This window comes from Streptomyces sp. NPDC050842 (assembly GCF_044456565.1).
Taxonomy (GTDB): domain Bacteria; phylum Actinomycetota; class Actinomycetes; order Streptomycetales; family Streptomycetaceae; genus Streptomyces.
The window spans coordinates 727,036-747,765 of record NZ_JBITGA010000003.1 but is presented as its reverse complement, the minus strand read 5'-3'; the positions used below and the strand labels follow the sequence as shown (position 1 = coordinate 747,765).

Annotated in this window: 22 protein-coding genes and 1 tRNA gene; 11 read left to right on the top strand and 12 right to left on the bottom strand. The window is 72.4% G+C overall.

The features are described from left to right. The gene (locus tag ACIBG6_RS12550; RefSeq protein WP_399222554.1) at positions 1–2,070 is read right to left on the bottom strand and encodes a DHA2 family efflux MFS transporter permease subunit; all 2,070 of its coding nucleotides are present in this window, start codon (positions 2,068–2,070) and stop codon (positions 1–3) included. 323 nt (positions 2,071–2,393) lie between these two features. Here ACIBG6_RS12550 and ACIBG6_RS12545 point away from each other — a divergent pair, with 323 nt between their 5' ends. Then, a complete protein-coding gene (locus tag ACIBG6_RS12545; protein ID WP_399222553.1) occupies positions 2,394–3,437 on the top strand; it encodes a peptidoglycan-binding protein in 1,044 nt (347 codons plus the stop codon). Positions 3,438–3,581: 144 nt separating this feature from the next. Next, positions 3,582–4,250, top strand: a complete 669-nt coding sequence (locus ACIBG6_RS12540) for an HAD-IA family hydrolase (RefSeq protein WP_399222552.1) — start codon at positions 3,582–3,584, stop codon at positions 4,248–4,250. 171 nt (positions 4,251–4,421) lie between these two features. On the opposite strand, the gene ACIBG6_RS12535 is transcribed toward ACIBG6_RS12540, so the two are convergent. Continuing rightward, the gene (locus ACIBG6_RS12535) at positions 4,422–5,201 is read right to left on the bottom strand and encodes an ABC transporter permease (RefSeq protein ID WP_399222551.1); all 780 of its coding nucleotides are present in this window, start codon (positions 5,199–5,201) and stop codon (positions 4,422–4,424) included. Between the two features lie 220 nt (positions 5,202–5,421). On the opposite strand from ACIBG6_RS12535, the gene ACIBG6_RS12530 reads away from it, so the two are divergent. The 3 genes from ACIBG6_RS12530 to ACIBG6_RS12520 all read left to right on the top strand — a co-directional run bounded on the left by ACIBG6_RS12530 (position 5,422) and on the right by ACIBG6_RS12520 (position 7,561). Continuing rightward, a complete protein-coding gene (locus tag ACIBG6_RS12530) occupies positions 5,422–6,072 on the top strand; it encodes an HNH endonuclease family protein (protein WP_399222550.1) in 651 nt (216 codons plus the stop codon). 188 nt (positions 6,073–6,260) lie between these two features. Next, complete coding sequence (locus tag ACIBG6_RS12525) at positions 6,261–6,743, top strand: DoxX family protein (protein ID WP_399222549.1); 483 nt, start codon at positions 6,261–6,263, stop codon at positions 6,741–6,743. A gap of 188 nt (positions 6,744–6,931) precedes the next feature. Further along, the gene (locus tag ACIBG6_RS12520; protein ID WP_399222548.1) at positions 6,932–7,561 is read left to right on the top strand and encodes a DedA family protein; all 630 of its coding nucleotides are present in this window, start codon (positions 6,932–6,934) and stop codon (positions 7,559–7,561) included. On the opposite strand, the gene ACIBG6_RS12515 is transcribed toward ACIBG6_RS12520, so the two are convergent. Both ACIBG6_RS12515 and ACIBG6_RS12510 read right to left on the bottom strand, forming a co-directional pair. Further along, the gene (locus ACIBG6_RS12515; RefSeq protein ID WP_399222547.1) at positions 7,521–7,781 is read right to left on the bottom strand and encodes a DUF2277 domain-containing protein; all 261 of its coding nucleotides are present in this window, start codon (positions 7,779–7,781) and stop codon (positions 7,521–7,523) included. The two genes, ACIBG6_RS12520 and ACIBG6_RS12515, sit on opposite strands and share 41 nt — an antisense overlap. Positions 7,782–7,879: 98 nt before the next feature. After that, on the bottom strand, positions 7,880–8,101 hold the full coding sequence (locus ACIBG6_RS12510; protein WP_399222546.1) for a hypothetical protein: 222 nt from the start codon (positions 8,099–8,101) through the stop codon (positions 7,880–7,882). Positions 8,102–8,297: 196 nt separating this feature from the next. Between ACIBG6_RS12510 and ACIBG6_RS12505 the strand changes: the two genes are divergently transcribed. Then, positions 8,298–9,056 (top strand): GntR family transcriptional regulator, encoded by a 759-nt coding sequence (locus ACIBG6_RS12505; RefSeq protein WP_399222545.1) that lies wholly within the window; start codon positions 8,298–8,300, stop codon positions 9,054–9,056. On the opposite strand, the gene ACIBG6_RS12500 is transcribed toward ACIBG6_RS12505, so the two are convergent. Beyond that, positions 8,998–9,810 (bottom strand): MBL fold metallo-hydrolase, encoded by an 813-nt coding sequence (locus ACIBG6_RS12500; RefSeq protein ID WP_399222544.1) that lies wholly within the window; start codon positions 9,808–9,810, stop codon positions 8,998–9,000. The genes ACIBG6_RS12505 and ACIBG6_RS12500 overlap by 59 nt on opposite strands. 124 nt (positions 9,811–9,934) lie before the next feature. Between ACIBG6_RS12500 and ACIBG6_RS12495 the strand changes: the two genes are divergently transcribed. After that, complete coding sequence (locus ACIBG6_RS12495) at positions 9,935–10,384, top strand: lamin tail domain-containing protein (protein WP_399222543.1); 450 nt, start codon at positions 9,935–9,937, stop codon at positions 10,382–10,384. Positions 10,385–10,441: 57 nt separating this feature from the next. Here ACIBG6_RS12495 and ACIBG6_RS12490 read toward each other — a convergent pair whose 3' ends face one another. The 3 genes from ACIBG6_RS12490 to ACIBG6_RS12480 all read right to left on the bottom strand — a co-directional run bounded on the left by ACIBG6_RS12490 (position 10,442) and on the right by ACIBG6_RS12480 (position 11,407). After that, complete coding sequence (locus ACIBG6_RS12490; protein ID WP_399222542.1) at positions 10,442–10,975, bottom strand: DUF4231 domain-containing protein; 534 nt, start codon at positions 10,973–10,975, stop codon at positions 10,442–10,444. A 32-nt stretch (positions 10,976–11,007) separates the two neighbouring features. After that, a complete protein-coding gene (locus tag ACIBG6_RS12485; protein WP_399222541.1) occupies positions 11,008–11,286 on the bottom strand; it encodes a hypothetical protein in 279 nt (92 codons plus the stop codon). Between the two features lie 46 nt (positions 11,287–11,332). Next, a tRNA-Val gene (locus ACIBG6_RS12480) sits at positions 11,333–11,407 on the bottom strand. 167 nt (positions 11,408–11,574) lie between these two features. Here ACIBG6_RS12480 and ACIBG6_RS12475 point away from each other — a divergent pair. The 3 genes from ACIBG6_RS12475 to ACIBG6_RS12465 all read left to right on the top strand — a co-directional run bounded on the left by ACIBG6_RS12475 (position 11,575) and on the right by ACIBG6_RS12465 (position 14,160). Further along, positions 11,575–12,333, top strand: a complete 759-nt coding sequence (locus ACIBG6_RS12475; RefSeq protein ID WP_399222540.1) for a DUF4097 family beta strand repeat-containing protein — start codon at positions 11,575–11,577, stop codon at positions 12,331–12,333. Between the two features lie 129 nt (positions 12,334–12,462). Then, positions 12,463–13,788, top strand: a complete 1,326-nt coding sequence (locus ACIBG6_RS12470; protein ID WP_399222697.1) for a hypothetical protein — start codon at positions 12,463–12,465, stop codon at positions 13,786–13,788. Positions 13,789–13,935: 147 nt separating this feature from the next. Continuing rightward, complete coding sequence (locus ACIBG6_RS12465) at positions 13,936–14,160, top strand: zinc ribbon domain-containing protein (protein ID WP_399222539.1); 225 nt, start codon at positions 13,936–13,938, stop codon at positions 14,158–14,160. Here the strand turns inward: ACIBG6_RS12465 and ACIBG6_RS12460 are convergent. The 3 genes from ACIBG6_RS12460 to ACIBG6_RS12450 are packed head-to-tail and all read right to left on the bottom strand — an operon-like array spanning position 14,157 to position 18,793. After that, positions 14,157–15,032, bottom strand: a complete 876-nt coding sequence (locus ACIBG6_RS12460) for an HAD family hydrolase (RefSeq protein WP_399222538.1) — start codon at positions 15,030–15,032, stop codon at positions 14,157–14,159. The genes ACIBG6_RS12465 and ACIBG6_RS12460 overlap by 4 nt on opposite strands. Positions 15,033–15,058: 26 nt before the next feature. Further along, positions 15,059–17,590: a phosphoribosyltransferase gene (locus ACIBG6_RS12455; RefSeq protein WP_399222537.1), complete on the bottom strand. Its 2,532-nt coding sequence runs from the start codon at positions 17,588–17,590 to the stop codon at positions 15,059–15,061. Positions 17,591–17,608: 18 nt separating this feature from the next. Then, positions 17,609–18,793, bottom strand: coding sequence for an HpcH/HpaI aldolase/citrate lyase family protein (locus tag ACIBG6_RS12450; protein ID WP_399222536.1), 1,185 nt, complete (start codon positions 18,791–18,793; stop codon positions 17,609–17,611). A 186-nt stretch (positions 18,794–18,979) separates the two neighbouring features. On the opposite strand from ACIBG6_RS12450, the gene ACIBG6_RS12445 reads away from it, so the two are divergent. Beyond that, positions 18,980–19,870: a TerD family protein gene (locus ACIBG6_RS12445; RefSeq protein ID WP_399222535.1), complete on the top strand. Its 891-nt coding sequence runs from the start codon at positions 18,980–18,982 to the stop codon at positions 19,868–19,870. A gap of 90 nt (positions 19,871–19,960) precedes the next feature. On the opposite strand, the gene ACIBG6_RS12440 is transcribed toward ACIBG6_RS12445, so the two are convergent. Further along, complete coding sequence (locus ACIBG6_RS12440; protein WP_399222534.1) at positions 19,961–20,698, bottom strand: Tellurium resistance; 738 nt, start codon at positions 20,696–20,698, stop codon at positions 19,961–19,963. Positions 20,699–20,730: the final 32 nt, after the last annotated feature.

The following is a 20,730-nucleotide window of genomic DNA, read 5'->3' as shown; positions in this document are numbered from 1 at the left end:
CTAGGCGTGATGGTCGCGGGGCGGTTCGGGCGAGCGCGGCTGCTCCCCGTCCGAGCCGTTCAGCTCGGCCGTCAGCTCCTCCACCAGCTTCACGAGGTCGGTGGGCCGGTCCGGCCCCCACCAGTCGCCGAGGAGTTCGGCGAGCGACTCCTCCCGCGCCTTGTCGAGCTTCACCGCCGCCTGGACGCCCTCCTCGGTGAGGAACAGCTGGACGCCCTCCCGCGTGGCGAGCCGTCGCTCCTCCACCTGCCGGGACGCCTCCGTGATCGCCCGCAGCGGTACGGGGGTGGTCTCGGCGAGCCGGGCGGGTTCGACGGTGCCGTGGCGGCGGATCCGCAGCAGCAGCCAGCTCGCGGCGGGCAGCAGGTCGAGCCCGGCGCGGGCGGTGATCTTCTCGTAGATGGCCTTGCGGCCCTCCCGGGAGCCGAGGACGGAGAGCGCGCGGGCGCACTCGTCGTACGAGGAGCGCTCGACGGGGTTCGAGGCGAGGGTCTGGCTCGGGTCGGGCGCCGTGACCGAGCCGCGCAGCTTGTCCTCCTTGAGGAACCAGGCGACGACGAAGGCGACGAGGACGACCGGCGCCGCGTACAGGAAGACGTCGGTGATGGACGTGGCGTACGCGTGGAGGACGGAGGGGCGGAGATCCGGCGGGAGTTCGGCGATGGCGCGCGGGTCGGCGGCGACCTGTTCGGGTCCGATGCCGGGCGGGAGCTCCTCCCCGGCGCTCGCCGCGCTCGCGAAGACGTCGTCGAGTTTGTGGGTGAGCCGGCTGGTGAAGATGGTGCCGAAGACGGCGACGCCGAAGGACGCGCCGATGGAGCGGAAGAAGGTGGCTCCGGAGGTGGCGACGCCGAGGTCCTCATAGGAGACGGCGTTCTGCACGACCAGGACGAGGACCTGCATGACGAGGCCGAGCCCGGCGCCGAAGACGAAGAAGTAGACGCTCATCTCCCACGTGGAGGTGGTCTCCGTCAGCTCGTTGAGGAGGAGCAGCCCGAGCGCGGTGAGGGCCGTGCCGGCGATCGGGAAGACCTTCCAGCGGCCGGTGCGGGACACGATCTGGCCGGAGGCGGTCGTGGTGATCAGCATGCCGAGGACCATGGGCAGCATGTGGACGCCGGACATGGTCGGGGTGACGCCCTGCACCACCTGGAGGAAGGTCGGGAGGTAGGTCATCGCGCCGAACATCGCGAAGCCGACGACGAAGCTGATGACCGAGACCAGGGTGAAGGTCCGGATCCGGAACAGCTTCAGGGGCAGGACGGGTTCGGCGGCGCGCTGCTCGACGTACACGAACCAGACGAGGAGTACGGCTCCGAGGACGGCGAGGCCGATGATCTGCGCCGAGCCCCAGGCCCAGGTCGTACCGCCGAGGGAGGCCACCAGGACGAGGCAGGTGGCGACCGAGGCGATGAGGAAGGTGCCGAGGTAGTCGATGGCGTGCCGGGTGGAGCGCACCGGGATGTGGAGCACGGCGGCGATGACGAAGAGGGCGACGATGCCGATCGGCAGATTGATGTAGAAGACCCAGCGCCAGGAGAGGTGCTCGGTGAAGAGGCCGCCGAGCAGCGGGCCGAGGACGCTGGTGGCGCCGAAGACGGCGCCGAAGAGGCCCTGGTACTTGCCACGCTCGCGGGGGGACACGAGGTCGCCGACGATCGCCATCGACAGGACCATGAGGCCGCCGCCGCCGAGGCCCTGGACGGCGCGGAAGGCGATGAGCTGCGGCATGTTCTGGGCGATGCCGCAGAGGGCGGAGCCGATGAGGAAGAGGACGATGGCGGCCTGGAAGAGCTTCTTGCGGCCGTACTGGTCGCCGAGCTTGCCCCAGAGCGGGGTGGCCGCCGTGGACGCCAGCATGTAGGCCGTGACCACCCAGGAGAGGTGCTCCATGCCGCCGAGCTCGCTGACGATGGTCGGCAGGGCGGTGGAGACGATGGTCTGGTCGAGGGCGGCGAGCAGCATGCCGAGCAGCAGTGCGCCGATCGCGACGAGGACCGTACGGTGGCTCTGCCCCTCTCCCGGCAGGGGATCGCCGCCGAGCTGGGACGGGCTCGTTTCCTGGGCCATGGGCGGGTCTCCTCGGGCCTCTCCTCGGACAACTCCTCCATCCTGATCCGAATGTCCCGATATGGCCTGCTGGAGAGCACTGCTGTCCCCCTGTCGGACAGGGGGGGGCTGCATAATCGCTCGCAGTTGTCTCGGGGAGGGGACCCATCATGACCGGACATGTCTGTCCTGAATGCGGTGTACAAAGACCTGGCTGCGCCTGCGCCCAGGCGGAGATAGCGGCGGCGGAGGACTTCGACCCGCTGAGGATCAGGCCGTACGTGACGCTGGACGCGACGGAGCCGACGGAACCGGCGGGGCATGGGGGGCCTGCGGGACCTGGGATGCCCGGGGGGTCCGCGGGACCTGAGGGGCATGGGGGATCCGCGGGGCCTGGAGGGCCCGGCGGGAGCTACGCGGCGGAGGATCCGCCGACGGCCCAGCTGGCGGCGATCCGCCCGGACGGCCCCACGACGCCGCACCCCGGCGCGTACGCCGGCACCCACTCGGGCGGGCACTCCGGCACCGGCACCGACGCGGGCCTCGCCCCGTACGGCGCCCCGGATCTCGCCCCGCACGGCGCCCCGGATCCCCACCCGTACGGCTACCCGAACCTCGACCCGGACCTCGGAGGCGACCCCTCCGAGACGATGCCCCTGCTGCTGCACGGCATCGGCCGCATCACCGACCCGGACCCGACGGACGTCCGCGAGTCGGGACGCGGGCGCCGGCGCGGCATGATCGTCGCCGCGGTGGCCGCCGTCGCCGTGGTCGGCACCGCCGCCCTCGCGGCGGCCGTCCTCGGCGGCGGGGACGAGACCGACGACCGGGCGGGCGGGCTCGAGATCACCACCAGCGCGTCCCTGAACATCGCCGTCTCGGAGGCCCCGTCACCGTCCGCCTCCTCCGAGACCCCGGAGCCGAGCTCGTCACCCCCGTCCGTACGCCCGACCACCACCTCCGCCTCCCCGTCCGTCACACCCACCCCCTCCGCCTCCGGAGCCACCGCTTCCGCCGGCGCCACGACCGGCTCGGCCGCACCTCCGGCCGCCACCACCACGGCGGCCCCGACGGCCACCTCGGCATCGGCGCCGCCGCCCGAACCGACGGCGACGACCCCGACGGCGACCCCCTCCTCACAGGAGCCGGAGACCGAGGAGGCGGCGGTCACGCTGAGCCTCGGCTCGACAGGGCCCGAGGTGCGCGAGCTCCAGCGGCGGCTGGCCGTCCTGTGGATCTACGACGGCAACTTCCACGGCAAGTACGACGACGAGGTACGGGAGGCGGTGGCCACCTACCAGCAGTGGCTCTACCCCCGGGAGGACCCGGAGGGCGTGTACGGCCCGTCCACCCGCAGCCACCTGGAACAGGCCACTCCCGACTTCTGAGACCGGATCTCCGGGCCGGAACACGAACGGGTTGGCCAAGACGCCCCCCGGTTTTGTATCGTGGAAAAACAAAGTGGCCCCGCCCGTATTCCCTGACCGGCGGGCGGGACCGCTTCGTTCTCCGCACCCCTCTCTGGAGACCCGATGCCTGCCACCACCCCGGCACAGCTCACCGCCCGCGCCCTCCTCCTCGACATGGACGGCACCCTCGTCAACTCGGACGCCGTCGTCGAGCGCTGCTGGCGCCGCTGGGCCGAGCGGCAGGCGCTCGACGCGGACGCCGTCCTCAAGGTGGTCCACGGCCGCCAGGGGTACGCGACGATGGCCGTCCTCCTCCCGGACCGCCCGATGGAGGAGAACCACGCCGACAACCGGCTGATGCTCGCCGAGGAGACCGCCGACCTCGACGGCGTCGTGCCCGTCCCCGGCGCCCCCGCCTTCATGACCGCGATCGCCGCGCTGCCGTACGCCCTGGTGACCTCGGCCGACGAGGCCCTCGCCCAGGCGCGGATGGGCGCGGCCGGCCTGGCGATACCGGAGACCCGGGTCACCGCCGAGCGCGTCGGCGCGAGCAAGCCGGACCCCGAGGGCTTCCTCAAGGGTGCGGCGGAGCTGGGATTCACCCCGGCGGACTGTGTCGTCTTCGAGGACTCCGAGGCCGGCATCCAGGCGGGCCGCGCGGCCGGCATGCGGATCGTGGGCGTGGGCCCGCGCGCGGCGGCCTTCGCCCCCGACATCCACGTCGAGGACCTCACCCGCCTGCGGGTCGAGACGGCGACGGACGGCACGATCACCCTCACGGCCCTGGCGTAGGGGAAGGGGCACCCCCACCGCCCAGGCGCAGGAACTCATCGCCCAGGCGCAGGAACACCCCCACCGCCCAGGCGCAGGAACTCACCACCCAGGCGCAGAGACACCCTCACGCCCCGACGCAGGAACTCATCACCCAGGCGCAGAGACACCCTCACGCCCTGGCGTGGGGACTCACCGCCGAGGCGTGGGAATCCCCTCCGCACCCGCCTCCCGAGGCCGGGTGATCCGGCCGCGCGCGACCAGTTCCAGGGTGGTCGCGGCGGCCACCGCCTGCACGGCGAGCAGCGCGATGAGCACGAAGAGCTGGACGGCGCCCGCGTGCAGCGGTGACGCGCCGCCGAGCAGCATGCCCACGAAGGCCCCCGGCAGCGTGACGAGACCCACCGTGCGCGTCTGGTCCATGCCGGGGAGCAGGGCGTCCGCCGCCGCCTTCCGCGCCACTTCGAGCCGCGCCTCGCGCTCGACGAGCCCGATCGCCAGGCCCGCCTCCACCTCGCCCCGCCGCGTCTCCAGCTCGTCGAGCGCGCGCCGCCCCGCGAGGACGGTGGCCGTGAGCGCGCCGCCGACGAGGATGCCGGTCACGGGTACGAGCGTGATCCCCTTCACCGGTACGAGTCCGGTGACGACGAGCGCGAGGACCACCGGCACCACGGCGGCGGCGATCGGCACGCCCGCCCACCACCAGCCGCGCCCCGGCGCGGGCACGACCCGCCGCCCTGCCGTCCGTACCGCCACCGCGTACATGAGGAGCAGGAAGCAGAGCAGCAGCGGTACGGAGCGGACCACCCACCCGATCACGAGCGAGACGGCGATCAGCTGGACGGCGGCGCGCGCGCCGGCGAACAGGGTGTCGCGGGCGCGGCCGAGGTGCGCGAGGGCGACGACGCCGGCGGCGAGGGCGAGCAGGACGGCGAGTACCGCCCCAAAGGTGACGTTCACGTCCAGAAGCACACGGCCACAGTAGAGCTCTCGCGCAAGGGAGGGGCACCGGGCGGAATCTGGCGCTCCATCAGCCATGTCACACCCCTTGATGTGACGTGCCCATGTCGCCACCCTGTTACCTGGCGCACCCCCCACGGAAACCTCGCGCCGCCACGATGACCGGGCCAGCGCCCGGCACCTCCGCGGGGACCGCACCCAGCCAAGGTCCCCCCACTTCAAGGGAGTTCACATGCCCGTCGGCATGATCTACGCGCGTCGACTCGCTGTACTCGCCACCTCCGCCGCCCTCACCGTCACCGGCCTCCTCGCCACGGCACCGGCCGCCCAGGCCGCGATGCCGACCCCTGTCAGCGCGTCCACCGCCCGCACGTACCTGGCCGCCCTCACGGTCAAGGCGGAAGGTTCCTCCTCGGGCTACAGCCGGGATCTCTTCCCGCACTGGATCACCCAGTCCGGGGCGTGCAACACCCGCGAGACGGTCCTCAAGCGCGACGGCGTGAACGTCGTCACCGACTCCAGCTGCGCCTCGGTCAGCGGCAGCTGGTTCTCCGAGTACGACGGCGCCAGCTGGACCGTCGCCTCCGACCTCGACATCGACCACGTCGTCGCCCTGTCCGAGGCATGGCGCTCGGGCGCGAACGCGTGGACCACCTCGCAGCGCCAGGCCTTCGCGAACGACCTGACCCGGCCCCAGCTCATAGCCGTCACCGACAACGTCAACCAGTCCAAGGGCGACCTGGACCCGGCGGAGTGGCTGCCCTCGCGCACCTCCTACCGCTGCACGTACGCCCGGGCGTGGGTGCACGTGAAGTACCACTGGAACCTCAGCATCGACTCCGCCGAGAAGAGCGCCCTGCAGTCCGTCCTCAACGGCTGCTGACCACGGACCCCCTGAACCACCGTCACCACAGCGGCCCCGGGGAGTGAGCCTCGCCACACACTCCCCGGTGGCCGAATGTTGAACTTGCAAGTACTGGTGAGGGGTGCCTAACCTTGCGGCCTCGTCGGTTTCCGTCCCCCACACCCCGTCCTCCCCACGGACGGGGTCAGGCCGAAGGAGTTCCCCCCATGAACACCACCTCGAACAACCTCACAAGCCGCCTGAACCAGGCCCAGCCCTACGCGCTCGGCCTCTTCCGGATCGTCGTCGGCCTGCTCTTCGCCTGCCACGGCGCCGCCTCGCTCTTCGGCGTCCTCGGCGGCGCGATGGGCGGCGGCACCGTCCCGGCCGGAACCTGGCCGGGCTGGTACGCGGCCGTGATCCAGCTCGTCGGCGGCGTGCTGGTGCTGGCGGGTGTCGGCACCCGGAGCGCCGCGTTCCTCGCGTCGGGCTCGATGGCGTACGCGTACTTCAAGGTCCACCAGCCGGAGGCCCTCTTCCCGCTCCAGAACAGCGGCGAGACCGCGGCCCTGTTCTGCTGGGCCTTCGCCCTGCTCGTCTTCACGGGCCCGGGCGCACTCGCCCTCGACGGCCTCTTCGGCGCCAGGACCGGCGCGGGCGCGAAGACCGGCCAGGAGAACGAGAAGCAGGGCGCGCCGATCGCGGCCTGAGTCCCCGCTAAACGCAAGGGCCGGAAACCGCAGGACGGTTTCCGGCCTTTCCCGTACGCGACTCCTGCCCCACACACCCACGCACGCACGCCCGGCACCCGCGACGCCCGCCCACCTCACCCCCACCACACCCCCGCCCGGCACCCGCCCGGCAGGGGGTCCCCCACCCCCGCGTAGGCTCTGGCCCTGTGAATCTGCTCGACAGCCTCGGCTCGCTGCGGTCGTTGACCGCCGGCCCGTGGATCTACCCGGTGGTGGCGGCGTCGATCCTGCTCGACGTCTTCCTGCCCGTGCTGCCGAGCGGCTTCCTCGTGATCACCGCCGCCACGGCCGCGGCGACGGCCACCGCGGCCTCCCCCGACGTGCCGTCGCTCCTCCCGCTGCTCCTCTGCGCGGCCACCGCGTCCGTACTCGGCGACTTCCTGGCATACCGCCTGGCCCGGCGGGGCGGCGCCAGGCTGGACAGGGCGATCGCCCGCTCGCGGCGCCTCTCCCTGGCGCAGGAACGTCTCGGCACCGCGCTGGCCCGGGGCGGCGGGCTGCTCGTGGTGCTCGCGCGCTTCGCCCCGGCGGGCCGCTCCGTGGTCTCCCTGGGCGCGGGCGCGGCCAAGCGGAGGATCAAGGACTTCCTGCCGTGGTCGGCGCTCGCGGGCGTGACCTGGGCCTCCTACAGCGTGGGGCTCGGCTGGCTGGGCGGGCAGTGGCTGGGCGCGACCTGGTTCAGCGCGGGGGTGTCGACCCTCGCGCTCTTCCTGGCGGGCGGCCTCGCCGCGTACCTCATACAGCGTCCGGCTGCGGCTCCCGCGCCGGTCTCGTGACGGCGGGGTGCGCCCCGCGCACCTCCAGGCCGGCGAGGAGTCTCGCGGTCGCCTCCGTGATCTCGTCCACGGCGCGGTCGAAGACCTCGCGGTTGTGGGCGGCGGGAGCGCGGAAGCCGGAGACCTTGCGGACGTACTGCAAGGCGGCGGCGTGGAAGTCCTCCTCGGTCGCCTCCTCGGGCAGCGCGGGCGGTCGGAGCGTCTTGATGCTGCGGCACATGCCTCCAGTGTGGCGCGCCCCACTGACAACCGCCGCCGACTCCGCCAAGCGACCGAGGAACACGGCCACGACGGCCACGGAGGGTCACCGCACCCCGCTCAGGCCAGGCCGCGCCGACTGCGCGCGTTGATCTCGGCGGCGCGGGCGCGCAGCTCGCGCAGGGGGGTGGCGAGCTGTACGTCGGCGGGCTCGGCCTCCCACTCGGCGCCACCGTGGACCGGCCGGATCAGGAAGCGCCCGGAGGCGCTCTCCACATAGAAACCGACCCGCCCAGTGGCGGTGTCGCGGACGAGGTCACCGACCTCGGGCAGTGGCTGCACGCATCCCCTCCGTCCCGTCCGTACCGAATCCTGAATCCTGGGGACCACCAGAGAAGCGGGGACACCCCGCCCTGTCAACGTATCTCTAGAGATGTCCCCCGATGGATGGATCGACCCGGCGGGACGGCGCACACGTGTGCACCCTGGCCCGGGGGTGCGCCTAGGGTGTCCCGCAGATGAAGGGAGTGGTCCACCCGTGACTGACCAGGACAGCGCTCGTCGACCCAAGTACCAGCGCATCGCCGACGAGTTGAGAACGGCGATCCAGTCAGGCGCCTTCGCGCCGGGCGACCGCCTCCCCGGCGAGAACGACCTCATGTCCACCTACGAGGTGGCCCGGATGACGGCGCGCCAGGCCCTCTCCGTCCTGCGCAACGAAGGACTGGCCGAGGCCCGCAAGGGCGCCGGGGTCTTCGTCCGGGTCTTCCGCCCGCTGCGCCGCCGGGGCATCCCGCGCCTCGCCGGGGACCACTGGGGCAGCGGCCGCTCGGTCTGGTCGGCGGACGTGGAGGACCGGACCCTGGTGGTCGACGGCATCGAGGTTGCGGAGACGGCGGCCGGAGGCAGGGTCGCGGAGGCGCTGAACCTCGCACCGGGCGCACCGGTCTGCGTCCGCAGCCGCCGCTTCGTCCTGGACGCCAAGCCGGTCCTGCTGTCGGTCTCGTACCTCTCGGCGGAGCTGGTGCGCGGGACGGCGATCACGGAGCCGGACACGGGTCCGGGCGGCACCTACGCCCGGCTGGCCGAGCTGGGGCACCGGCCGGTGCGCTTCCGCGAGGAGATCCGCTGCCGGATGCCGACGGCGGACGAGTCGGACCGGCTGGCCCTGGAGTTCGGCACTCCGGTGGTCCTGATCGGGCGCACGGCGTTCACGGGGCAGGGGGTCGCGGTGGAGCTCAACGAGATGACGCTCGACTCGTCGTCGTACGTCCTGGAGTACGACTTCGACGCGTGACGTCGAACCGTGCGCCGGGGTCGGCGTGGGCGACGTCGCCGGGGAACTCGGCGGCGGCGAGTGCGACGGCCTCGGCGGGCTCGACGCCGGACCCCACATGGGTCACGACGAGCCGCCCGGCACCGGCTGCGGCGGCGCTGCGCCCGGCCTGTGCCGCGGAGTGGTGCCCGGGCCCTTCCCCATCGGCCTCGCAGACGAACAGATCGCAGTCCCGGGCGAGTTCGACGAGCGAGGGACAGGGCTCGCAGTCGCCGGAGTAGACGAGAGAGCCCCCGCCCTCGTCCTCGACGCGCAGGGCGAAGGCGTCGGGCCCGGCGTGCTCGACGCCCCGCGACCGCAAGGTCAGCCCGCCAAGGCGGACGACATGCCCGTCGTACAACTCCTCGACGGCGAAGGCCTTCTCGACGGGACTGCGCTCGGGCCCGTTCGTCAGGAACCCGGCGAGCCGGTCGGCGATCCCGACGGGCCCGAACAGAGCCACCGGCACGGAAACGCCGAGCCCGGCATACAACAACCCGTAGGAGGCAGTCAGCAGATCGGCACTGTGATCGGCATGGAGATGCGAGATCCAGACGGCGTCGACGTCGCCGAGCGTGACGTACCGCTGGAGCTCCGCGAGGGTGCCGGTCCCGGCGTCCACCCACACGCGGACGCCGCCGCCCTCGACGAGAAGGCCGGAACAGGGGTTGTCCGGCCGGGGGAAGGGGGTGGCGGACCCGAGGACGGTGACTCGCAGCGGCGCATCAGGCTCCATGACCCCACCGTAGGGGGTGTCCCCCACCCAGACGGAACATGTGTGGAAGAGGTGAAGGACGTGCGTATCCTATGTGCTCGCCGGGCCCCATCGGCGGGTGCCCGGCAGAAACTGAGGGACATTCATGCTTCGTGCACGCACGCTCGCGGCCGTGACCGCGGCCGCCGCCTCCGGCGTTCTGCTGCTGCCTTCGCCGGCCCAGGCCGCCGGTTCGGTCCACCTGTACAAGATCTACTACGACAGCCCGGGCTCGGACCTGCGCTCCAACACGAGCCTCAACGGCGAGTACGTGCAGATACGCAACACGACGGGCGCCGCGGTGAACCTGCGGGGCTGGACGGTCACGGACGCCGCCAACCACAAGTACACGTTCGGCTCGTACACGCTCGGCAAGGGCAAGATCGTGACGGTCCGCACGGGCCGCGGGACGAACACGTCGACGAACGTCTACCAGAACCGCGGCGCGTACGTCTGGAACAACGACAAGGACACGGCGACGCTGCGCAAGAGCAACGGCACGTGGGTCGACAACTGCTCGTACAACTCGACGCGGGTCGACTACAAGTGGTGCTGACCCCGCACCGCACCTGACGAACCGTGGGCCCCGGCAACCCCGGGGCCCACGGCCGCCTCAGGAAGTCTCGGACTCCTGCCGAGCGGCGGGCACCCCGTGCTGCGCGACATCGGCATTCACCTGCCCACCGAGGGTCATCACATTCAACGTCGCCGAATTCTCGCCGGCGATGGCCCGCTCGACCCGGGCGACGAGCGCGGAGAACGCCTCCCGCCTCGAAAGACCGTGGTAGGGCCCCACCTTGGTCTCGAAGTAGACCCGCTCGTGCCCGAGCAGCTGCTCGGTCGACCGGTAGTTCTTCCACTGCTCCCGGTACCGGTACACGCTCTCCAGCGACACGGCGGCGACGACCACGACGCTCAGCACCGTGGCGGTGACCCGCGCGAACGCGAGGTCCACGTTCACGAACACCGGCACGAGCGCCCCACCGACGACGGACACGGTCCGCATCCGCAGATGCATCGCCTTCATCCGGGTCGCCTTCAGGTCGTACCACTCCTGGTACTGCGCGAGCCGGGTCTCGATGTACCGCTGCGCCGTCATCTCACCGCTCTGCACCACGGATTCGGGCGCGTCCCCCACCTCAGCCATGCCCGGAGTACACCCGCCCGGTCAGGCCCACGTCAACTTTCCACCCTTCCCGGCCTGACCCCGAACCTTGAGGCCTTCCAGAACGGCACCGTTGCCTGCGGGTTCCAAGGGGCATCCTCATGCCGCTCGCCGAAATCGTGATCGATGTAGTCGGCCAGGTCATGGCTGTAGCAGATGATGTCGAGTCCCCACACGGACATGACCGGATGCCCAAAGGCGTCGCGCCCGGCCAGCAGGAAGCGGTGCGCGTAGAGAGGTACGAGCCGTGGCGCCCCCACACCAGGAATCTCGATCAGTCCGGCAACGTACACACACCGCAAAAGGCCCCGGACCATGATCGGTCCGGGGCCTTTTCCCTGGTGGGCGCGGACGGTTTCGAACCGCCGACATCTGCTTTGTAAGAGCAGCGCTCTACCCCTGAGCTACGCACCCGTGGAAGAGGCAACAGCCTACATGGCCGACGGGGCGTGGCCGAATCCGTTGTCGGCGGGCGGGGGGTAGCCCCACCCTTCGGACGGTGGGTCGCCGGATCGTGACGGGGGGTGGCGGGCTCGTACCGTCGGCGTACCGACGTTTTCTACTGGGGGATCGACATCGCCATGGACACACGCCACCCGTTCCTCGCCGCCGGCGGGGTCCTCGTCGCTCTGTTCGCGCTCAGTGCCTGTGGGACCGCCGATGCCGGTGAGGCGCCGGTCGAGAAGAGGACGTTCGCGTTCGACGGGGGCGCGCTCACCATCGACTCCGACGACTCCGAGCTCGTCATCACGCCCGCCGACGTCGACGACGTCCTCGTCGAGCGGCAGGTCGACGGGTGGGTGGTCATGGGGTCGGGGCCCGACGCGAGCTGGAAACTGGAGGGCGGGCGGCTCACGCTGCGCGTGGACTGCGACGCCGTCGCCTCCCACTGCGAGGCCGTGCACCGCGTCCAGGTGCCGCGCGATGTCGCCGTCACCGTCGAGAACAAGGACGGGGACGTCACGGCGGAGGGCTTCGCCACGCCGTTGAAGGTGCGGTCCGACGACGGGGACGTACGGGTGTCCGCGAGCACCGGGGCCCTCGACCTCGGCACCAAGGACGGCGACCTCGCCGTCGAGGGCGGCACCAGCGCCCCCCAGGTCCTCGCCCGGTCCGACGACGGCGACATCCGGATCGCCCTCGGGGCCGTACCCCGCCGCGTCGACGTCGTCACCAAGGACGGCGACATCGACGTCATCCTGCCCACGGCCGAGTACGAGGCCACCGGCGCCAGCCAGGACGGCGACGTTCGCGTCGACGTGCCCCGCCGCGACGGAAGCGAGCACTCCGTGAGCGTGCGCAGTGACGACGGTGACATCGTCGTACGAACGGCGAACTGACCGGCCCGTGTGTTCGTCCTTACCGGGTGGGAGAATGAACCGGACCGGAGACGGCGAACACAGCACGGGGAGAGGTACGTGGCGGCGAGCGACGGCAGGACGCCCCCTGGGGGCAGTGCGACGCCCAGGATTCCGTCCACCTTCCGGCTGGCCCTCGCGCTGCCGCTGCTGGTCGGGGCGCTGCTGCCGCAGGCCTTCGCCGGGGGCGGTACGCGTCGCTGGTTCGGCGGGCGCGGGGAGGGCCAGCGGGCCGAGGCCCAGGCCGCCAAGGACGCCGCCGCAGCCGCCTTCTACGAGCTCGACACCGCCCAGCGCGGGTTGCGAATTTCCATCGAGACCATTACCGCCGCCGACAGTTCCCCCGACGCGCGCCACGCGGTGGAGGGCTTTGTGGCCCTCGGGCACCGGATCGACGAGGTCAGCCACCTCTACATCAGCGCCGTCGACGCCCATGACCTCGATCGTGACGAGCTCGACGCCGCCACCGCCGGGCGCGCCCGTACCGAACTGAGCGCCGCCAAGGACGAGCTGGACCGGGTGAAGGGCGAGCTCGACCGGTTCGAGCAGGGCCTCGCGCCGCTCCTCGACCGCGCCGAGACCCAGCTCGCCCGGCTCGTCCCCGCCGTCGAGCGGGCCCGTCAGGCGCTGCGCGGCGCGAGCGGCGCACTCGACGCCGTACGCGACGGGGGCCTGCGCGCCGACGACCTCGCCCTGCGGCTCGCCCAGCTCGGGCCCGAACTGACCCGGCTCAACGAAGGCGCCGGACGCCACGGCGTCGCCGACACCCTCCAGCGCGCCGACCGCGTCCTGCGGGACGCCGAGGCCGTGCGCGCCGAGGCCGAGCGGCTGCCGCAGCGCGCCGCCGAGATCGACCGGCGGCTCGTCTCCCTCCGTACCCGTACCGAAGCGCTGACCACCCGTACCGAGGGCGTCGAGCCGGTCCTCTCGGAGCTGCGGCGGCGGTTCTCCGCCGCCTGCTGGCAGGACCTCCAGCACGTGCCCGAGCAGGCCGCCGACACGCTCCGGCAGGCCGAGGAGCGGCTCGCCGAGGCCGCGAAGGCCCGTGCGGAGCAGCGCTGGCCCGACGCGACCTCCCTGCTCTCCACCGTCCGCGCGCTCCTCGACTCGACCGACGAGGCCGTGTCGGCGGCCAGGGAGCGGCTGCACCGCCTGGACGCCGTCGCGAAGGACCCGAAGGCGGAGACCGACCGCGCCCGGTTCGCCGTACGGGACGCCCAGCGGCTGGCGATGGCCGGGCGCAACACCCCCGACCCGCGACACGCCCGCCCGCTCGACCAGGCCGTCGCCCGGCTCGACCGGGCCGTCGGCACGCTGGAGGGCCGCCACCCGGACTACTGGCACTTCCTGACCGAGTTGGAGGCCGTCCGCGCCGACGCCGCCCGCGTCGTCGAGCAGATCCGGGAGGACCGCGGCACCGCCGCCGCCGGCCATTGAGTCTCCCGCGCGGTCTCGGTCGCCGAGCCCCGCCGCCGGACGCCGAGCCCCGCCGCCGGTCGCTGCGCCGGGCCCGGCGGGCGCGCGCCGAGCCCGTGGGGCTTCGGGGCACTGCCGTCCTCGACCTGCCGCCGCTAGCCTGTCCCCATGCCTCGTTACGAATTCCGCTGCCGCACCTGCGGCGACACCTTCGAGCTCAGCCGTCCCATGGCCGAGTCCTCCGCCCCCGCCGCCTGCCCCGCCGGGCACGACGACACCGTCAAGCTGCTCTCGGCCGTCGCCGTCGGCGGCAGCAGCAGCACCGCCGCCCCCACGCAGGGCGCGGGCGGCGGCGGTGGCGGTGGCTGCTGCGGTGGGGGCTGCTGCGGCTAGCCGGCCGCCGCCGCCCTGAAGCGGCGCAGGATCTCCTCCCCCGCCGCGACCCCGCGCTCCGCGAGGACGTCGAGGTGGGGGGCGGTCCACTCGCTCTCGGCGAGTTCGCCGTGGCCGGGGCGCCATGCCCGGTCCGCGGCCATCAACAGGTCGGCGTCGAGGAGCGAGTCCCCCGCCGCCAGGGTCAGCGTGGCGCCGATGCGGCGGGCGACCTCGCGGACGGCCGCGCTCTTGGTGAGCGGCTTCGGCACCGCGTACACCTTGCGGCCCTGGAGCGAGACGGTCCAGCCGCGCTCCCCCGCCCACGCGCCGAAGCGCCCCAGCCACTCCTCGGGGAGCCGCTCGCGCTCGACGACGAGGTAGGCGAAGAGGTCCTCGGCCACCCGGTGCTTGCGGACCCACGACAGGTCCGTGGTGGCGGTGAGGTAGGCGCGGATCTCGGAGAGCGGTGCGCATTCCTCGGCCAGCCGGTTCACCACCGTCGTGTGCCAGTCGCGGTCGGACACGCCGTCGACGAGGATGTGCCCGCCGTTCGCGCAGATCGCGTACTTCGGTGTGGCTCCCGGGAGTTGGATGCGCTGGTACTGCTTGCGCGTCCGGGTCGTGGTCGGGACGAAGACGGTCTCGCCGGTCAGCCGCGTGAGGAGGTCCGCCGCGTCCTCGGTCATGTAGGAGAGCGGCTTCGACTCGTGGACCTCGACGCAGAGCAGCCGGGGCGCCTGGGCGTCGGGCATGCCGAGGGCGAGCGCCGCGCTCGAGTAGATGAGGGTGCGGTCGAGGTCGCTCGCGACCAGCGTCGTGCTCGGAGTCGCACTCAGCGTCGTGCTCGGAGTCGCGCTCAGCGTCGTGCTCGGAGTCGTGATCGGAGTCATCCTCGGAGTCGAGTTCAGTGGCGTACTCACTGGGACACCACCGTCTTGCCGTCGGCGCCCGTCGCGCCCCTCGTGTACTGAGGGTGGATCAGACCCACGCAGGTGTACGGAAGTTCGTCGACCTCCTCGACCGGCACACCGCGCTGCTCGGCGAGCAGCCGGACGTGCGCCAGGTCCGCCCCGGCGCCCCGCTTGGCGAGGATCTTCCAGGGGACGCGGCGCAGCAGGACGCGGGTGGTCTCGCCGACGCCGGGCTTGACCAGGTTGACGTCGTGGATGCCGTACTCCTCGCTGATCCGTTCGACGGCGGCCCAGCCCTCCCAGGTGGGGGTGCGGTCGGCGGCGAGCAGTTCCTTGACGTCCACGTCGACGGTCTCGGCGACCTCGTCGAAGCGGGCGGCGACGGCGTCGAGGAAGGTGCCGGAGACATCGGCGCCGGCCAGTTCGCGGTAGAACTTGGCGCCGTGGAAGTCGTTCGGGCCGACGAGGTCGGAGCGGAGCACGGTGCGGGATATCAGGCCGGAGACCGTGGAGTTGAGGCAGGCGGAGGGGATGAGGAAGTCCTCGCGGGTGCCGTACGTGCGGACGCAGGAGCCGGGATCGGCGAGCACCGCGATCTCCGGATCGAAGCCGGGGACGCCGTCCGCGCTCGCCTCGAACTCCTTGACCGCCTGGGCGAGTTCGCGGGTGATGGCGCCCTTGCCGGTCCAGCCGTCGACGAACACGACGTCTGCGGGGTCGTGGTGGGCGGCGAGCCAGCGCAGCGCGTTGGCGTCGATGCCGCGGCCGCGCACGATGGAGACGGCGTAGTGCGGGAGGTCGAGGCCGTGGCGGGCCTGCGCCCAGCGGCGCATGAGGACGCCGACGGGGGTGCCGGCCCGCGCGAGCGAGACGAGTACGGGGGTGCGGCCGGGGTGCTCGGCGAGGACGGTCTCGGTGACGGTGCCGACCGCGCGGGCTATTCGGGCGGCGGAACCCTCCAGGGCGGAGTGGAAGAGGTCCTGGTAGCGGGCGCTGGGCTGGTACTCGACGGGGAGCGATTCGGCGTAGTGCGCGCCGCCGCTCTGGATGGCTTCCTCGCGTTCCTCGGTGGGCGCCTCCAGCTCGACGTCCGAGAGGTCCTGGAGCAGCCAGCCGACCTCCTCGGGCGCGTACGAGGAGAAGGCGGGGCCGCGGAGGGGCTCGGGCAGCATGGAGCTCCTTTCGGGAGCTTCGGAGACCGTGGGCGTGTACGAGGGGACGACCGCGAGCACGACGTGCGGGACGTGTGCGGCGAGCTGGGCCAGCAGGCCGTCCGGGGCGCGCAGCTCCGGGGTGTCGGCGGCGGAGTCGACGACGAGGACGACGGCGTCGAAGCCCGCGCCCGCCACGTTGTAGGCGTAGCGCTCGCCGGGGCCGTCGGCCGGGTCGTCGTGGGCCGGGAAGACGAGCCGGGTGCGTATCGCGTAGCCGGGGTCGTCGACGGCCAGGACCGGTGAGCGGGTGGTCGTGGAGTAGCGGACGTCGTGCCCGGCGTCCTCCAGGGCGCCGGCGAGGCGCAGCGGCGCGTACATCAGCTCCTCGAAGCCGAGTACGAGAACGCGGGGGCCGTCGACGGCAGCGGCGGCGGGGGCCAGGCAGGGGACCGTGTCGGTGACGGCGTGCTTCCCGGCGGCGGGCGCCTCCCGTGCCTCCAGGGCCCGCCCGAGGCACGCGGCCAGGCCCGGCAGGGCCGTTTCCAGGCGGTCGCGCTGCTCGGGCGTGAATCCGTGGCGCCCGCCGTCGGGCAGTCCCTTGGGCCAGCCGAGTGTCACCCGTACGGGGTCGGGCGTCGTCCGGGCGACGGCCGGCGGCGCCGCCCGCCCGGTCTCCGCGGGCGCGGACTCGTGCTCCGCCACCAGTGCCCGGCCCTTCTCCAGGACCCCTTCCGGGAGGCGTACGGTCCCGGCGGCCGCGGCGATCAGGTCGACGCGGGCGCCGATCTCCTCCGCGAAGGCGTCCAGGCGGCCGAGGTCGGCGCTGGAGCGCATGTCGACGAGGGCCACGACGACGTACCGCTCGCGCGGGTAGCGGGCGTGCAGGTCCCGGATCGTGTTGAGGACGGTGTTCCCGGTGGAGAACTCGTCGTCGACGAGGACCAGCGGCCCGCCGCCGGCGAGGAGCTTGGGGTCCTCGGGCAGCAGGAGGTGCGAGGTCGCGTGCGAGTGGGACTCCTCGAAGCCGCCCGCGGGCGCGACCCCGGCCACCGGCCGCCGGGTGGAGTGGAGGTACGGGGCGAGGCCGAGGCCGTCGGCGACGGCGTGCCCCAGCGCGGTGGCGGTCTCCGCGTAGCCGAGGACGACCGAGCGCGCCGCCTCCTCGTCGCCCAGGAGCTCGCGGACCCGTACGCCGAGGCCGAGGCCGGAGCCGTACACGACGGAGGGCCGCTGCGGCACGTGCTTGCCGAGCACGCTGGAGACGAGCAGGTGCGCCCGCTTGGGGTTACGACGCAGTGCGAGGCCCAACAGGGCCGGTAGCTCCTCGCCGCCGATCAGTTCGACGCCCAGTCGCTCCGCGACCCACGTTCCGGTCCACACCACGTCGTCGACGTCCTTTCGTCAGCCGGCAAGTCCGGCGGTGAGCAGATCCACGAAGCCGACGTCTTCCTTCGCGACGCCGAAGACCTCGGCGCGCAGGAGGATGCGTTCGGCCCACGCGCGATGCGGCTTCACTTCGTTCATCTTGTTCGTATACGCGGAGCGCAGCACCCCGCCGCCGCCCTGTTCGGGGCGCAGGATGTCCTGTGCGTCGCTCCACTCCTCGTGGCTGACCACGGAGAGGGCGTGCACCGGCACCACATGGGTGGGGTGGATGCAGGTCTTGCCGAGCAGGCCGTTCGCGCGGTCGAGCTCGATCTCGCGCAGCAGTCCGTCGAGGTCGTGCTCGATGAGGGCGGTGCGCAGGTCCTCGGCCCGGCCCTCCAGGAAGGGGCTGCGGCGCAGCTGCGGCTTGAACATGCGCTCGCCGGGCCGGAAGTACTCCCAGACGGGTCCGGTGACGGTGAAGCCGGTGCCGTCGGAGCGGCCGAGGACGTTGACGACGTCGGCGATGACGTGGGCGACGATCTTGACGTCGTAGGCGGTCATGTCGGGCGAGCGGCGCAGGCCGTAGGCCGAGCAGAAGTCGGTGACGCCGAGGCGCAGGGCGAGGACGCGGTCGCGGTACTTGTCGGTGATCGAGGCGATGCCCGCGAGGGTCTCGGCCCGCGTCTCCAGGTGGAGGAGCTCGGGCGACTCCAGGACGGGCATGGCGAAGAGGCGCCTGCCGCTCGTCCGCTCGGCCTGGGTGAGCGCTTCGAGGAAGGCGTGGCCGCGGGTCTCGGTGAATTTGGGCAGTACGAATCCGGACAGCAGCCGGACCGTCTCGCCGAGCCGGGCGACGAGGTCGGTGATCTGGCGCGGATCGCGGACCCGGATGAAGAGCAGGGGCACGTCCGTGGCGGTGTCGGCGTCCGTCACGGTCCCGGCGGCGAGGTCGGCGAACTGCCGGACGAGGTTGGTCTCGCCCTCCGCGACGTCGGCGTCGCTGATGGAGTCCTCCAGGCAGAGCACCATGGAGACCACTCCGCGCGCCGCCTGTTTGCGGATGTCGTCGGCCAGCCGCGGCCGGGTGGCCGGGCTGTAGAGCGTGGCACCCAGGGCCACGGCGAGCGTGCGCGCGGGCGAGTCGGCCGTGAACTCGGCCGGCTCGCTGTGGAACAACCCGGTCCGCGTTGCGGACGGGATGTGCCCGAAATGACGCATGTAAGTCCCCCGTCTGCCTCTCTGGGCCCTGACGACATGTGGCCGGTAATAGTACGTAGGTGCGGGTGTCCGTAGTTCCCTTCGTGCATGAAATTCAGGTAACTCGTCAGCATCCGTCATACCGTCCCGGTATCGGTGGCGCCCCCGCGTTGTCCGCGGGTCGGGCGGGAGGGCAGGATTGCGGTCATGACGCACGCGATGCTGAAGGGCTCCAACGTCCCTCTCGACACCGCGGCCGTACGGGCCGTGCTCTGCTGGACCCCGGGCCCCGGGGTCCCCGACGTGGATGCCTCTGCCCTGCTCCTGGGCGCCGACGGGCGCGTGCGGTCCGACGAGGACTTCGTGTTCTACAACCAGCCGCGCCACCCCTCGGGGTGCGTGCGGCGGCTGCCGAAGAAGCGGGTGGCCCAGGGGCTGACGGACACCGTGGAGGCCGATCTGGGCAGCCTGGCGGCCTCGGTCGACCGGGTGGTCGTCGCGGCCTCCTCCGACGGCGGCACCTTCCGGTCCGTCTCCGACCTGCGGATCCTGCTGTACGACGCGACGGCCGGACCGGACCGCGAGCCGCTGGCGCTGTTCGACGTGACGGCGGAGACCGGCGAGGAGACGGCGGTCATCTGCGGCGAGCTGTACCGGCGCGGGGACGCCTGGAAGTTCCGCGCGGTGGGGCAGGGCTATCCGACGGGCCTCGTCGGTCTCGCCACGGACTTCGGCATCTCGGTCGACGAGGACGCTCAGGAGGCGGCCCAGGAAGCCGCCCAGGAGGCCGCTCAAGGCGTCCAGGACCTCCCCGAGGCCCAGGAGGGCACGACCGCCGCCCCTGCCCCGGTTTTCCCCGTCGCCGGGGCGCCAGACCTCGACGCGACCGTGATCCACGCCCCCGTACCGCCGCAGCCGACGGTGCCGCCCGTACCGGACCGGGCGCCCGCCTACGGCTACCCGCAGCAGCCGGTGAACGCCCCGGCCCCGAACCCGGCTCCCGCCTACGGCTACCCGCAGCCCGTCCACCGGACGGACCCGCACGCGGCTCCGGAGTTCCGGATGCCGCCCATGGGCCCCCAGTTCGTCAGGCCCTGAGACCCGGGGGATCCCTGAGGCCCCGGGGATGCCTAAGGCCCCGGGGATCCCTGAAGCCCCGGGGTTCCCTGAGGCCGTGGGGAGCACCGGTCACGCCTTGGTCTTGTAGCCGCGCCCCCACTGGAGTCCCCAGCCGTACAGCCGGTCCAGTTCGGCCTGGAAGCCGTAGACGAACCGCACCTCGCGGCGGACCGTCAGGTCGCCCTTGACGTTGTCCACGGAGAAGACCGCGCAGGAGCGGGCCTGCGGGGCGCGCTCGTCGAGGTCGATCTCGATCCGGGGGCCGTTGCTCGGATAGAGCGTGATCTTGGCGTGCGTACGGTCGAAGGCCGGCGTCTGGTCGTAGATGTACACGAAGAACAGCAGGCGCTTGATCTCGTCCCGCTGGTCCAGGTTGACGAAGATCGTCTCCCCGGAGGAGCCGCCGAAGCGGTCGTCGCCGCTGAGCTTCACGTACGGAGCGCCGTTCAGGTCGCCGAAGAAGCCGCCGAGCGGCTGCACCACGCCCTTGCTGCCGTCGGTGAGCTCGTAGAGGCAGCCCAGGTCCAGGTCGACGTTGACCATTCCCTGGGTGTGCGCCTGGACGACCTCGGGCTTGAAGAGCTGGGAGGGGTTGCGGAGCAGCCGCCCGCTCTGGCGCGAGCGCCCTTCGAGGTCCGAGGTCCGCATCCGCCAGGAGAGGTTGACCCGGAGGTTGCCGGTCGCCGCGCCCTGCTTGGTCAGCGAGACCGACGGGCGCCTCTTCGTCAGGTCGATCGTGTTCGACGCGGCGCCGCCCATGTCGAACTGCGCCGCTCGCCCCGGAAACAGGTTGTCCCAGAAGGCCATGACGCCCCCACCCCCCACTGATCGCACACTCG